This window comes from Acinetobacter calcoaceticus, assembly GCF_900520355.1.
GTDB classification, from domain to species: Bacteria; Pseudomonadota; Gammaproteobacteria; order Pseudomonadales; family Moraxellaceae; genus Acinetobacter; species Acinetobacter calcoaceticus_C.
The window spans coordinates 1,054,486-1,069,659 of record NZ_LS999521.1; the positions used below are offsets into that span (position 1 = coordinate 1,054,486).

Genomic DNA, 15,174 nt, shown 5'->3' on the forward strand with positions numbered 1-15,174 from the left:
GCCGGCTATGGTCAAATATGCCCCCTTGAAAGATGACACAAGCAATAATTTGGAGTCTGGGAATGAATATACCCTTAATCATCAATATTGTGGTTTTTGTCGGGTTAATATTTTTACTCGCCCAAACACGTAAAACAGACTGGAGCTTATCAAAAAAAGTTCTGGCTGGCTTAATTCTAGGTGTGGTGTTTGGCTTAGGACTACATTTGATTTATGGCGGTGGCCATCCGATTCTTGCTGAATCTATTAGCTGGTTTAATATCGTTGGAAACGGCTATGTAAAACTTTTACAAATGGTTGTTATGCCTTTGGTGTTTGTGTCTATTTTGGGAGCGGTTGCAAAATTACACCAAGCCTCATCTTTAGGCAAAATCAGTTTTTATACGATTGGTACTTTACTCTTCACAACGCTGATTGCTGCGCTCGTAGGGGTGTTTGTTACTAATCTGTTTGGCTTAACAGCAAAAGGTTTGGTGCAAGGTGCTGCCGAAACTGCACGCTTAACTGCCATTAATACAGACTATGTGGACAAAGTTACCGATTTAAGTGTACCGCAATTTATTCTTTCCTTTATTCCAAGTAATCCATTTGCTGAATTGACTGGTGCAAACCCCACTTCAATTATTAGTGTGGTTATCTTTGCCGTCTTCTTAGGGATAGCAGCGCTAAACTTAATGAAAGATGATGAAGAAAAAGGTCAGCGTATTTTAACGGCTATCCAGACTTTACAGTCTTGGGTGATGAAGCTGGTTCGTTTGGTGATGACCTTAACGCCTTATGGTGTTTTTGCACTCATGACCAAAGTTGTGGCAAGTTCGAATGTTGCAGATATCTTAAACTTAGGCGGTTTCTTGGTGGCGTCTTATTTAGGCTTGGCGATTATGTTTGTCGTACATGCCATTATTTTGACGCTTACAGGTGTTTCTCCGCTTAAATTCTTTAAGAAAGTTGCTCCTGTTTTAACGTTTGCATTTACCAGCCGTTCAAGCGCTGCAAGTATTCCACTGAGCATTGAAGCACAAACTCGTCGTTTAGGTATTCCTGAATCTATTGCAAGTTTCTCTGCTTCATTTGGTGCAACAATTGGCCAAAATGGTTGTGCTGGTTTATATCCAGCAATGCTAGCGGTAATGGTTGCGCCAACGATGGGAATTAACACGCTAGACCCAATGTGGATTGCATCGTTAGTTGGTATTGTGACTTTAAGTTCAATTGGTGTGGCTGGAGTAGGTGGCGGTGCGACTTTTGCTGCACTGATCGTACTTCCTGCAATGGGCTTACCTGTAACTTTGGTTGCGCTTCTTATTTCAATTGAACCTTTAATTGATATGGGACGTACTGCGTTAAATGTAAATGGTTCAATGACTGCGGGTGTTGTTACCAGTCAATTGATGGGCCAGACAGATAAAGAAATCTTAAACAGTGAAGATGAAATTGAACTAACACATCATTAATAAACTGTAAGAGACGACTCAATCTCATTGGATTGGGTCGTTTTTTTATGTGTGAATCATAGCTGTAATGCTAATTTTTTAAAATCTGTGTCTGTTTATATTTAAAAAAATTGAAGACAATGAGTTAATTTAAAAGAGTTGCATATCATGAAAATGTATCAAGTCGATGCTTTTACAAAAGAGTTATTTCGAGGAAACCCTGCGGCAGTTATTGTAGAAAAAGAATGGCTAGATGCAGATTTAATGCAGAAGATAGCACTTGAAAATAACTTGTCTGAAACTGCTTTTGTAAAAATTATAGACTCTGAAAATTATGAAATCCGTTGGTTTACTCCAACGGTTGAAGTCGATTTTTGTGGACATGCTACCCTTGCCAGTGCGTTTGTCATATTTAAAGATTTTACCGAAAAAAAGACCATTAATTTTCATGTACGAAACTTAGGTATTTTTGTGATTCATCAAGATGATGATGGCAAAATCAGAATGGATTTTCCAATTCGTAAAGCTCATCAAGTTGAAGATTATCCTGCTATTTTACATCAAGCTTTAACTAAACCTTTTAAAGCGGTTTATCAAAATGTTCAAGCCTACATTGTTGAATATGAGTCAGTGCAAGATGTATTGGATGAGCAGCCTGACATGAACTTGCTCAAAATATTAGGTAAACGTACTGCTATTACAGCAAGTGAGATGGAGGTTGCAATAACCTCAAAATCTGACCAGCAATACGATTGTGTATCTCGTTATTTTGCACCTGTCGCAGGCATTGATGAAGACCCAGTCACAGGTTCAATTCATACTGCTATAGCGCCGTTATGGGCAGAAAAACTTGGGGAAAATAATATTGTGGCTTATCAGGCTTCTAGTCGAGGTGGCGTTTTACATTGCAAGATTTTGTCTGAAGAACGTATTGAAATTTCAGGATATGGGAAGCTTTATATGCAAGCCGAGATTTACCTTTAGCAGAAAAGCAAAAGCCGTTTAAGTAAACGGCTTTTTTTTCAAAACTTTACTATGAAAAAAAGTTCAAATTTCCTACTATAGTACTCCCAAATATTGATTTTTTATTATTCAAATTAATTGGAATTTATATGTTTATGCAGTTTAAACAACTGACTCTCTCCCTATGTATTCTTGGTTTAAGTGCTGCAACTTGGGCACAAACCACACTAGTAAAAAGCAAGCAAAATATTGAGGAATATAAATTAGATAATGGTTTTCGGGTTGTACTTGCACCGAATGACAAAGAAAATAAAATCTTTATTAACACCATTTATTTGACGGGTTCATTAAATGACCCACAAGGCAAAAGTGGTTTAGCTCATTTGCTTGAACACTTAGCTTTTAAGGGGACAAAAAATGTTAAAGGGGAAGAATTCCAGCGTCGTCTAGATCAATATACTTTGATGACGAACGCAAGCACAGATTATTACTCGACTAAATATACCAACATCGTTCGCCCAGAAAAGACTGCACTCAATGAAGTGTTGTACCTTGAATCTGAACGTATGGATAAATTGGTTCTACAAGAAAAATTTGTTCCTTCCGAAATTGAAATCGTAAAACGCGAACGTGAAGTCCGCATGGATCAGCCTTTTGCTGTCCTGATGGATCAAATGTGGAAGTCAGCCTATGGCAACCAATATTTAGGGCGTTTACCGATTGGTGATTTGCCTGAGCTTAAATCTATTAAAATGTCTGAGCTAGACCGTTTTTATCGTAGCTGGTATGCACCGAATAATGCAGTCATGGTTGTTTCAGGTAAATTCGATAAGACAGAAGTTTTAAAAACAATTGACCAATATTTTAGTCCAATCGCAGCGCGTGAGGTTCCTAAAGCTGTTCAGATTCCTGTGCTCGACTCTACAAAAATAAAAAATCGTCAGTTTGTAGTAAAAAAGGGAAGTGATCTGGCGAAGTTCCATATCTATATGAATGGAAAAAATACCAAAATTCAGCCGACACTAGCGTTAGCTCCTTTGTTATATACCATGCAACCAAGTGGTCATTTATATCAGAACATGGTTGAAACAGGTATTACCACAAATGTTGAGGCGAGTACGTGGTTAGACCAAGATTTTAATGTGGTATTCCTAGGCGCTATATATGCACCAAGTAATGACCCTAAAAAAGTTGAAAACTCATTACTTACGGGTATCGAGAAAGGGAAGCCTTTTACTGAAGTTGAATTAAATCGTGTTAAAAGTTTAATGAAAACTCAAGGTGACTTAATCACCAAAGATGCGGTAGCACTTGGGTCGCGTTTAAGTGATTACACGGTCGCTGGTGGGCAATGGGATCAATATTTTAAAGATTTAGATTCGGTAAAAAATGTTAAGCTAGATGATGTGAATCAAACTTTAAAACAGTTCCTTGTTGCTGAGCATCGTATTGACGGGGATATTTTGCCAACACCTGAAGATCAGAAAAAAGCTCAACAGCAAAATTCAAAAGAGGCCCCTAAAACTCTAGATCAGGTGGCAGCAAAGGCAGAACCTTTAAAAGACCCGAAAGCCTATCAACAAGAAGTGACAGAGTTTTTAAAAACTTCAAAACAGTATGTAGAAAGTAATGAGAAAAAGATTATCCGTGGCAAACTGAAAAATGGAATGAAGTACGCTTTATTCCCAGTTGAAACACGTGATGATCGTACTTATGCCACAATTACGATGGATTTCGGAACAGAGAAATCTTTATTTAATAAAGGCACAGTTGTCGATTTAACCTCATATTTATTACTCCGTGGTTCCGATAAATATAGTTTGCAGGATATTGCCGATAAATCGATTGATGCGGGCGGTGCGGCTTATGCAAGTGCTGACGGCAATGGTATGACCATTAACATTCAGTCTAAAACAGAAAAATTTGATGAATTTTTCAAGTTTGCACTTGATGTGATGAAAAATCCAAAATTTGAGCAATCCCAATTTGATTTGATTAAATCACAGAGTTTATCAGGTCTTGATCGTCCTTATACTGAACCAGATGTAGTTGCTGGCTTAACACTCTCACGTTTGCTTGAAGAATATCAACCGGGTGATTTGCGTTATCACTTTGAACCGGAACTGGCAAAACAGCAATTGAAAAGTGCTACTCAGGAACAAGTGAAAGAATTGTACGAGCATTTCTTTGCAATGAACCATGCTCAAATTGCCATTACGGGTAAGTTTGATGCGAAAAAAATGCAGAAATTACTTGATCAGGAATTTGGTCGTTGGAATGGTAAACAACCTTATCAAAAGATCTTGATTGATCACGTTGATTTTCCAGCTCAGCAAGTTCATGTTTTATCTGAGCAGCGCGAATTTGGTAGCTATCAGAGCGTACTTGCGCTACCAGTCGGGAAAAACCATCCTGATGCATCTGCTTTAATTTTACTTAACTATATTTTAGGTGAGTCTCAAATTTCATCACGTTTGGCTCAAGAGCTTCGTGAGAAAAATGCATTAGTGTATGGTTTTGGCAGTGGGTTACAGCTTGATCGCGATACTAATGTAGGTGCTTTAAGCATTAGTGCAAATTACACTTCGGGTCGCTCAGCGCAGGTTTCTGCATCAATACATAAAGTGTTGAATGACTTGTTGAAAAATGGTGTGACTGAGCAAGAGCTTGAAGCCGCTAAAGCAGATATCATGAAGAAACGCGTTACGGCTTTAGAAGATGAACGTAATATTCATGGAATGTTAAATCTCCAGCTTGAGTCTGGTAAAACATTACAAGACCGAATCCGCCATGATCAAGAGTTAACTAAACTGACTGTTGCGGACGTAAACACAGTAATTAAAAAGTATATTAAACCTGAACATTTAGTCGAAGTTATGGCTGATCAATATGGTCAGGCAGCAAAAAAATAAAGCCTTCTTTAAAATAAAAAGCCACTCAATCGTGGCTTTTTATTTGGGTATTTAAATCATATTAATGATCGTGTTTATGCGAGTGAAAATCTTCATTTTTACGGAAACGTAAATAATTTTCGAACTGTTCACAGTACTCATCAAAGTTATCTTCGAGCATCATTTGAAATTGTTGCACAAGATAAGACATGACTTGATCTTTAGCATCACGCATTTCATCGCCATCTTTAAAATTATTTGCCGCTACCCATGTGTTAAAACGGGCGCTAGCAAATAACATTGCCGCACTCACTTGACCACGCAGCTCGGCTGGATCTGTTTTTTCACCTTTTGGCGGGCGACAAAAATCATTCGCTTGTTTGATAAATTCATCCGCACGCTCAAAGAAAACCGCATTTAAAGCTTCTTCTTCAGTAACATCTGTTGCATTAATCTTTTGAGACATGACTTATTCCCGCAAAAATAGAGCTGCTTATTATAGGCAAAGCCTTGCGGAAACAAAACCTTTGACTTAGTCTGTAAATAGCCTAAGTGTCGGTAGGAGAGCCTAATATGCAAGATGCAATTGCGATTCAAAGTTTAAAAACAGATATTGCTTTATTACGCCAACATGTTTTTCCACCTCAATATTTAGAACATGTGGAAGGGCTGCCGATTTATTATGGTTTACAACAAGAAGTCGAAGTCTATTACCAACAATGGCAAGGACTAATTGAAAGGGCACAAGAACTTTTTCAGCCGTTTATGGAAGATGAATTACCCGATGCGATTCATTTGCCCAGTCATTTAAATTTACCCTTGTTCTTTTTTCATGTAGACCGAATTCGGATTAATAAAACACGAGCTAAGGAATCTAAGACTTTTCGCGGGGTCGCGAGCTTAATTGAAAAATGTGGGCAGTTCGAAGCAGACCAGATTTTTACGATGCAGGAATGGTTGCAGAGTGACGATACTGCTGCACTGGTGGCTCATCGTGAGTTTATCGACTTAAGAACTTATGTATTCCAACATGGACAAAGTGAATATACCCGTTCACGTTTTTATACTAACGGTATTGTGTTAGGAGTTGAGCCGCATTTTAAGTTGGTCGATGCCCGTGATAAGCCAAGAAAGCAGCGTAGTGATAGCTACAATGACCCGTTAGCAGATAACGGTGTATGGAAAGTATTTGGTAAATACCGATAAAAAGTCGCTGCGCGTTTACAGCGACTTTTATAAATTACCAGAACGTTTCGGCCTGACTAAAAGTTTGTAAAGCTTTGGCGGACCGCTTTTGTAAGTGAGGCTGTTTGGCTTTTACCCAGCCTAATGCAAACCAGAAAGACGAGTCATTTTCGACAGCTTTATTGAAAATACCTTCAGCAATAAACAAATCGTTATAGTGACCTAAGGTATTTTGTACAGGTTGTAGCTGTTTTAAATATTGCTGTACTTTTTTGTTAGGATAAAGACTCGAAATAAACTCAACACAATAACGTAACTGCTTAGCTTTCTTTCGGATTTTGTGCTGTTCAGTGACTTCAAGTTCAGAGAAATGTTCAGCATGACTAATTACTTTATGATGTAGTTTATCTAAACTCTTTTTAATATGTTTTTTTAACTCGCCTTTTTTGCTCTTTGAATCTTCTTCTGAATAAGCGAATGCTAATAACTCTAGTAATAGCTTAATCGTGTCCGAAGAGGTAAATAGTATTGAGAGTTCTTTTAATGGCTGTGCTGAAACTGGCAGTAAAAGCTCTGGCGAGCCATGTTGCTTAATGATTGGTAACACTTCAGTCCGAATCGCATCTTCATCGCGAGTATCTCCAAGCTTACGGAAAAGCTCAGCAATTTGTTCTTCCCAAACCGGATTTACTTCGTTTGACCAGCTAGAAAAATGTTTAAGTGCGCTACGTAAACGGCGCAAACTCACACGTGCCTGATGAATATGTTCAGCTTCGGCAACGTCATCGGCAATTGCTGCCATATTTGGTAAGAATTGTCCTAAACAATTATCTACAATCTTTTTGAGAGCTTCTTCAGCAGTAATATCTTTATTTAATGTCAGTGCTTTGGCATGAACAGCGGGAGAGACCGCTTGCCCTAGTGCTAATAAATTACCACGCTCGGCTTTACTTCTGACATCGAGCCAAAGCGCATAACGATTAATCCATTGCTGTGCAAACTGAATAAGCGTTTTCACTGCGCCTTGCTTGAGTTCAAATTCAACTTCGCAAATTATACTTTGTGCATCTGCTGTTTTGACTACACCGTCATCAAGGCAGACTTCAATCGCTGTATTGTCTGCTTCAAACACATGATAGCTGCGCTGTACGTCAGTCTCAAATTGCAAAGTTAGCTTTTCAACTTCTGTACCTAGTGCTTCATGAAGTAAGCCTATAACAGTTTTATTATCTTGATATAGTTCGAGGTTTAAGTCAGGTTCTTTTTCGCATTGACCCAAATGAATTTCTTCTTCAACACGGTGTAGGTGGCTTTGACCTGCGGCTTTAAATGTTTGGACCCATTGATCATTTTCTTTACGCAAACGTAATGCCATGCCATTTTTTGCAAGTAATCGTTCGGGTGTGTCGTAATATTTTGCCTGAAGATGAATCTGCTGTGCTTTATGCTTTTTTAAGTATTGCTGAACAGTTTTTTTCTTCGATTCAGGTAACTGAAACTTAAGCTCAACTTCAACCATAATGTGTCTCCCTGAATCAGTTATTTAAACTATCTTGAATGAGTATAATAGCTTAGTACTAAAAGTAATGGTTTTGATAGAGAAAGTTACAATCAAACATATGACGCTATGCTTTTATTTCGGTGTACAATTAGGTGATGTTTTGATCAAATAAAAATCAGGAAGATGATCGTGAATGTACCCGTAAATTTTAATCATGAAGTTCAACCAGAGTTTGAATTACCCCTTAAAAACTACCAAGAATTTTATCGTTTTTATTTAACTGAGCACCGCAACATTATAAGCAGACGCTTGCATGTGGTGGGTAGTAGCATTGGCATATATTTCTTTTCAAAAGCAATCCATAAGAAACAGGCGAAATATGTACTCTATGGTTTGATGGCGGGTTACGCAAACGCTTGGGTTGGACATTTTGTGTTTGAAAAAAATAAACCTGCGAGTTTTAAACAACCTTTCTATAGCTTTATTTCAGATTGGCGAATGTTATCTGATGTTGCACGTGGTCGTTTGAGTTTGATTGATCGTAAACACGATAAGATTCCGAGTTAATTTTTTATTTCTATTCTTAATAGACCGATTGGTACTGGTAAGCCCATATCAATCGGTACTTATGATGACCTATAAATCCGTTATACTAGCGAAGTTTTTTAAAGCAAGAGTAGAGTATGCGCGGTTTATATCTGATTACCAATGATGACCCAATTCAATTATTATTAGAAAAACTAGATGTCGCGCTTGCAACTAAACAGGTCGCAATTTTACAGTACCGCCGTAAAAAAATAGAAAAAACTGACCAACCTGCTGAAGTTGAGCAAATCAAACTATTGTGTGAAAAATACCAAGTTCCTTTTGTAATTAATGATGACCTAGAACTGGCTGCTCAGTTTGGTTTAGGTGTGCATTTAGGGCAAAGTGACGGTGAAATTACCGATGCCAAATCTCAGTTACCACAAAATGTCATCATTGGTCGTACTTGTTTGAACTCTTTAGAGCTTGCCCAAAAAGCAATTGCAGATGGTGCAACTTATATTGCATTTGGTGCGGTCTATGCGACCTCTACAAAACCTGAAGCAGGTAATGTGGGCATAGAAGTGATTAAGCAGGCAGCGATTCAATATGATCTACCGATTTGTGCAATTGGCGGTTTAACCGTTGAAAACTCAAAACCTGTGATTGAGGCTGGGGCTGACCTGTGTGCGGTCATTAGTGATATATTAGGCCGATCAACTGCTGAAATTCCTGCCCGTGTACAAGCGTGGGCACAATTATTTTCTTAAGCTTTCAAAATTATTTTTTAGATATTTAAGACGAGCATTTCCATGAGTTTATCTCCAAAGCAAGAACAGTTATTTAAACAAGCCAGCAAACACATTCCTGGTGGTGTGAACTCTCCAGTACGTGCCTTTAATGGCGTTGGAGGAACACCTGTTTTCATCGAGAAAGCGAAAGGTGCATATTTATGGGATGTTGATGGTAAGCGCTATGTTGACTATGTTGGTTCATGGGGACCAATGATTTTGGGTCATGCTCATCCTGAGATTATTAAAGCTGTGCAAACTGCTGCCGAAGACGGTTTAAGTTTTGGTGCTCCGACCGTACATGAAACAACGTTGGCAGATATTATCTGTGAAATCATGCCATCAATTGAATTGGTACGTATGACGAACTCTGGTACAGAAGCGACTATGACAGCTATTCGTTTAGCACGTGGTTACACTGGCCGTGACAAAATTGTGAAGTTTGAAGGTTGTTACCATGGTCACTCAGACTCGCTTTTAGTAAAAGCAGGTTCAGGCTTACTCACTCTAGGTGAAGGTGAACCGACTTCAAAAGGCGTTCCAGTTGATTTTGCTAAACACACTTTAACGCTGCCTTACAACGATATTGCTGCATTAAAAGAATGTTTTGTGAAGTTCGGTCATGAGATTGCGGGTGTCATTATTGAGCCTGTCGCAGGTAACATGAATATGGTGAAACCAATCGACGGTTTCTTACAAGCCATTCGTGATGTGTGTGATGAATATAAATCTGTCTTTATTATTGATGAAGTGATGACAGGTTTCCGTGTTGCTTTAGGTGGTGCTCAATCGGTTTATAATGTTAAGCCAGACTTAACGACCTTGGGTAAAATCATTGGCGCAGGCTTACCAGTTGGAGCGTTTGGTGGTAAACGTGAAATCATGGAATGTATCGCACCTTTAGGTGGTGTATACCAAGCAGGTACATTATCTGGCAACCCACTCGCTATGCGTGCTGGTATCGAAATGTTCAAACATTTACGCCAACCAGATTTTTATAGCAAGTTATCTGCTCAGCTTGAAAAGTTACTTGCAGGTTTGCAAGCGGCAGCTGATGAAGCGGGTATTCCATTTAAAACTCAGCAAGCTGGTGCAATGTTCGGTCTTTACTTCACAAACCAAGAAGATATTACAAGCTTCGACTCTATGTTGGCGTGTGATATTGAAGCTTTCAAAAAGTTCTTCCATGGCATGCTAAAACGTGGTGTGAACTTGGCACCGTCAGCATTTGAAGCAGGCTTTATTTCATCTGCTCATTCTGATGAAGATATCGCATATACGATTCAAGCTGCAAAAGAAACATTCGCTGAAATGAAGTAAGCAAAAAAGCCCGTGTTAAACGGGCTTTTTAATTTGAGCTATTTTTTATTTGTAGAGAACAATGTTTTATCCCTTACCTCGAAAAATCCAATTAGCAGCAAATACTTCAAATTGGTCAATTGATTCTGCGCAAAGTATATTGCTATTAGTTGGGCTAAATGAGCTTAAAGTTTTACCAGATTGGGCCGGGCAGCCATTAGCCGATCATTTAGAATTGCTAAGTAAAAGAGCACAGGCGCTCGAAATTCCAATCATTTTTATTGATGCATCTCAGCTTCAGCAAACCATGTTGCAGCTTGGTCAACAGTTGTCATCAAATAGTAAAGCCCAAGTTGTGATGGCTGGGCATTTGTCACCTCTATTTAAGCAAGTCATGCAGCTCGTTTTATCGATTACAGATCAGGTGTGTGTTGTAAATGATGCAATCTTGGCAGGTAATTTAGAACAGCATATCCAGTGGGTTGAAAAGATTAGTTTTGACCATATAAAACATTTAAATACGCAGAACTTAATACGGTTGTGGTCTTTAAGTGCACCGTCTGAATATATTCTTTCGGATAAAGGAATTTTATTGGCAATTGCTGAACAGGTTGGGCGGCATCCCATGGAAATTCACCCTGAAATTGATTTACGAAACTATGGATTGAATCAATCTACTGTGGATTACCTAGTCGACCTATGGCGTGCAAATGGTGCGAGCCTAAGCGCTGAAGAGGTGATGCAAGCACCTACATTGCAACATATTATGCAGTTATTGAAGCATTGATTCACCATAGACCCCTAGTGCTCCATAATATTTGCAAATTATGCTGTTAATTTACCCGAACGGCATTGTAATTCGGACGTAAGCTTTTTATTATTGCCCGCTTGTTTTTCATCTTACCTTGGGAATAGAACTTTGAGTGACTTTCTAAGTGAACATCTGATCTATCGAGATGATGATTTTATGGTGATTCACAAACCTTCGGACATTTTGAGTGTTCCTGGTAAGGGTGATTTACATGATAGTGTTTTGACAAGGTTGGTTGCGATTGAACCTAAAACTTTGCTCATTCATCGTCTAGATCGAGATACTTCCGGTATTTTAGTGTTTGGCTTATCTAAACGCGGTCAAAGTGCAATTGCACGTCAATTCCAAGACCGTCAAACTTCAAAAATATATGAAGCACTAGTCGCAGGTCATCTAGAAGGTGAGGGTACGGTAGACATTCCGGTTATCTATGACCCAAGCCGCCCCCCTCTACATATTGTAGATGCTTCTCATAATAAGCCTGCTTTAACCCATTGGCAGGCTCTAGAACATTTTCAGATTCAGGGACAGCCGGTAACTCGTGTGAAATTAACACCAATTACCGGCCGATCCCATCAACTCCGTGTACACATGCAATATCTTGGACATCCAATTGTAGGTGACACGCTGTATGCAACAGCGGAGCAGCAACTTGTTCCGCGTTTGTGTTTGCATGCCAAACAGTTAAGTTTTAATCATCCTGTCACAGCGGAAATATTAACTTTTAACTGTCCTGTACCGTTTTAATGTAAAAAACTTTTGATGAGTAATTTTTTGTAGTAAAGCTATTTAATTGGTTTTTGCTTCAAAATTTTCCTTTAAAGACTACATAAAAAGATGCAAAAATAAGCTAATTTGCATCGTACAATATGTAGTATGTAGCGCGAACTTAAGAGAAAGGTGGAAAAATTGCAGCAGTATGCTATTGGTCAACGTTGGCTATCAGACACAGAAACTGAGCTCGGTTTAGGTGTTCTTATTGAGGTAGATGAAAGATCTGTCAGCATTTTATTCCCCAAAAGTGATGAGACACGTGTATATGCACGTAATAATGCTCCGCTCTCTCGTATCATCTTTAACACCAATGATGAAGTTCAAGATCAGGAAGGTAAGAAGTGGATTGTTGAGTCTATTGAAGACCGTCATGGTGTTTTGCGTTATAACGTGATTCGTACATTAGAAAATGGCGAACAAGAACGTAAAGCGCTGAATGAGACACGTATTGGTGCACAAATCCAGCTATCGAAGCCTTTAGACCGTTTGCTTGCAAGTCAGGTTGACTATAAAGAGTGGTATGACCTGCGCATTGAAGCTATGTTAATGCAAGCACAAATGCAAAACAGCCCTCTACGCGGTATGGTTGGTGCGCGTGTTGGTTTAATTCCACATCAGCTTTATATCGCACATGAAGTAGGTAAACGTTTTGCACCCCGTGTTTTGCTTGCCGATGAAGTGGGCTTGGGTAAAACAATTGAAGCTGGCTTAATTATCCACCAACAGCTTAAAACCGGACGCTCAGAACGAATTCTTATTTTAGTCCCTGATTCTCTACAGTATCAGTGGATGATTGAAATGCGCCGTCGTTTTAATTTGCAATTCTCTCTTTTCGATTTAACACGCACCGCATCTATTAAAGAACATGACCCAGAACTCAACCCATTCTTAACCGAGCAATGCATTATTGCGAGTGTTGATTTAATGGTTGACCATGATGATTTGCGCGAGCAAGCAATCGAAGCTGGTTTTGATTTACTCGTGGTCGATGAAGCACATCATTTGATGTGGAGCGAAGAAGAAGGCGGTAATGACCGTTACGATTTAATCGAAGAATTAGCTGAAAATACGGCAGGGGTATTGTTGCTGACTGCAACGCCTGAACAATTGGGTGTGGAAAGCCATTTCGCACGTTTACGTTTACTTGATCCGCAGCGTTTTAGTAGTTTAGAGCGCTTCTTAGACGAAGAAACTCAGTACCAGCAGACTGCAAAAATTGCTGAAGCGCTCATGTCTGATCAACCTTTAACTCCTGAGCATTTATCTGCTTTAGAGGGATTATTAGGGCATAGTATTGAAGACCAGCCTGAACAACGCTTTAGAGCAATTCACGAGTTATTAGACCGTCATGGTACGGGTCGTATTTTATTCCGTAATACGCGTGAAGCAATTCAAGGCTTTCCGGGTCGTGATTGTCAGCCAGCACCATTACCAGCACCAGAAGATTGGTCAAAAGATGGAAAATTGCGTGAGCAGATGTGGCCTGAAGAAGCACAACTTGATGGTTCATGGATGCAAAATGACCCACGTGTACTATGGGTAATGGAAGTTCTGCGCAAAGATCTCAAGCATAAAAAAGTGCTTTTAATTGCGCGTAGTGGACCCGTTGTTGAAGCTTTAGAAAATGTATTGCGTTTGCATGCAGGCATTCGTACTGCAATGTTCCATGAAGGCATGAGCTTACTTGAGCGTGACCAAGCGGCTGCTTATTTTGCTGAAGAAAGCTATGGTGCACAAATTCTACTGTGTTCTGAAATTGGTTCTGAAGGCCGTAATTTCCAATTCGCCAGTGATCTAATTTTATTTGATCTACCCGCTAACCCAGATGTTTTAGAGCAACGTATCGGGCGTCTAGACCGTATTGGTCAAGAAAACCGTATTCAGATTCATGTGCCATATCTTGTAGGAACAGCTCAAGAACGTATGTTCCGTTGGTACAATGAAGCACTTAATATTTTCAGCAATATTTCGCCAACAGCACAAACGTTGCAAGAAAACTTTATTGTTGAATTAAAAGACTGTTTGCTTGCAGACCAAGGTCAAACTTTTGAAGATTTGCTTGAAGAAGTGAATGTTCAACGTCAAGCCTTAGAAGCTGAACTTCAAGCAGGGCGAGACCGCTTACTTGAATATAACTCATGTCGTCCAATCGTGGCGCAAGAGATTGTTCAGGCCTTAGAAGATTATGATGACAATACAACGCTACCAATGTTTGTGAAGCGTTTCATGTCATCAACCAATATCGACTTTGATGAGCAAAGTAACGGTACTGTAATTATTCGTCCAACAGACCAAATGCAAGTGCAAGGTTTGGCGCTAGACGAAGAAGGCATGACAGCAACGTTCTATCGTGATCAGGCTCAGCTTCGTGAAGATGCTCAATATTTAACTTTAGAGCATCCATTCATTGAAAGTGTAATGGAAATGATCCGTACGCAATCATTTGGTAGTACCAATGTTGCTGTACTCAAATCCAATGCGTTAAAGCAAGGTTCAGTACTAATCGAAGTATGGTTTAAAGTCGATGTAGTTGCACCTAAAGCATTGAACTTGCCATCGAGCTTACCTAAGCAGTTAATTCGGGTATTGTTAAGTGAAAATGGTCAGGACTTATCTGAAAAGATTGATCCAGCTATTCTAAAACCATATTTACATCACTTAGATGGCAATAGCTGTCGTCAGGTGGTTAAAGCTCGCCGTGATATTATTGAGCAACGTTATAAACAAGCGTTGGATATCGCAAAGGTTGATTTGCCACAGCTTCAGCAACAAGCAAAAGAACATTATGGCAATAAATGGCAATATGAAATTGACCGTTTAACTTATCTAAAACAGTTCAACCCAAGTATTCGTCAAGATGAAATTGAACGTTTGCAAAAGCTGCAAAAAGAAGGTTTGAGCTTGCTGGATGGTTTAACTGTTACACCGGAAGCAATTCAAGTATTAGTTGTGGTTAAGCCATAATTAACTCAAAATAAAAAAAGCGCCTAGAGGGCGCTTT

The 15,174-nt window shown here is 39.2% G+C and carries 12 protein-coding genes; 10 read left to right on the plus strand and 2 right to left on the minus strand.

The features are described from left to right. Positions 1-62 precede the first annotated feature (62 nt). The 3 genes from AC2117_RS04980 to AC2117_RS04990 all read left to right on the plus strand — a co-directional run bounded on the left by AC2117_RS04980 (position 63) and on the right by AC2117_RS04990 (position 5,308). A complete protein-coding gene (locus AC2117_RS04980; protein WP_145988274.1) occupies positions 63-1,454 on the plus strand; it encodes an L-cystine transporter in 1,392 nt (463 codons plus the stop codon). 147 nt (positions 1,455-1,601) lie between these two features. Then, a complete protein-coding gene (locus tag AC2117_RS04985) occupies positions 1,602-2,417 on the plus strand; it encodes a PhzF family phenazine biosynthesis protein (protein ID WP_133972318.1) in 816 nt (271 codons plus the stop codon). 128 nt (positions 2,418-2,545) lie between these two features. Then, complete coding sequence (locus AC2117_RS04990; protein ID WP_133972320.1) at positions 2,546-5,308, plus strand: M16 family metallopeptidase; 2,763 nt, start codon at positions 2,546-2,548, stop codon at positions 5,306-5,308. Between the two features lie 61 nt (positions 5,309-5,369). On the opposite strand, the gene AC2117_RS04995 is transcribed toward AC2117_RS04990, so the two are convergent. Further along, positions 5,370-5,753: a DUF3144 domain-containing protein gene (locus tag AC2117_RS04995; protein ID WP_133972322.1), complete on the minus strand. Its 384-nt coding sequence runs from the start codon at positions 5,751-5,753 to the stop codon at positions 5,370-5,372. Between the two features lie 107 nt (positions 5,754-5,860). On the opposite strand from AC2117_RS04995, the gene AC2117_RS05000 reads away from it, so the two are divergent. Next, positions 5,861-6,493, plus strand: coding sequence for a hypothetical protein (locus AC2117_RS05000; protein WP_133972324.1), 633 nt, complete (start codon positions 5,861-5,863; stop codon positions 6,491-6,493). Positions 6,494-6,527: 34 nt separating this feature from the next. Here the strand turns inward: AC2117_RS05000 and AC2117_RS05005 are convergent, their stop codons facing one another. After that, entirely contained in the window at positions 6,528-7,991 is a 1,464-nt protein-coding gene (locus AC2117_RS05005; protein WP_133972326.1) for a CYTH and CHAD domain-containing protein, read from the minus strand. A gap of 165 nt (positions 7,992-8,156) precedes the next feature. On the opposite strand from AC2117_RS05005, the gene AC2117_RS05010 reads away from it, so the two are divergent. From AC2117_RS05010 to rapA, 6 genes are all read left to right on the plus strand, one after another. Next, complete coding sequence (locus tag AC2117_RS05010) at positions 8,157-8,540, plus strand: DUF962 domain-containing protein (RefSeq protein WP_133972328.1); 384 nt, start codon at positions 8,157-8,159, stop codon at positions 8,538-8,540. A gap of 116 nt (positions 8,541-8,656) precedes the next feature. Beyond that, a complete protein-coding gene (gene thiE / locus AC2117_RS05015; protein WP_133972330.1) occupies positions 8,657-9,268 on the plus strand; it encodes a thiamine phosphate synthase in 612 nt (203 codons plus the stop codon). Between the two features lie 42 nt (positions 9,269-9,310). Beyond that, positions 9,311-10,609 carry a glutamate-1-semialdehyde 2,1-aminomutase gene (gene hemL, locus AC2117_RS05020; RefSeq protein WP_042898066.1) on the plus strand — a complete coding sequence of 433 codons (1,299 nt, stop codon included), beginning with the start codon at positions 9,311-9,313 and terminating at the stop codon, positions 10,607-10,609. 61 nt (positions 10,610-10,670) lie between these two features. After that, entirely contained in the window at positions 10,671-11,375 is a 705-nt protein-coding gene (locus tag AC2117_RS05025; protein WP_133972332.1) for an acyl carrier protein, read from the plus strand. A gap of 132 nt (positions 11,376-11,507) precedes the next feature. Beyond that, on the plus strand, positions 11,508-12,146 hold the full coding sequence (locus AC2117_RS05030) for an RluA family pseudouridine synthase (protein ID WP_133972334.1): 639 nt from the start codon (positions 11,508-11,510) through the stop codon (positions 12,144-12,146). Between the two features lie 153 nt (positions 12,147-12,299). Then, positions 12,300-15,137, plus strand: coding sequence for an RNA polymerase-associated protein RapA (rapA, locus tag AC2117_RS05035; protein WP_133972336.1), 2,838 nt, complete (start codon positions 12,300-12,302; stop codon positions 15,135-15,137). Positions 15,138-15,174: the final 37 nt, after the last annotated feature.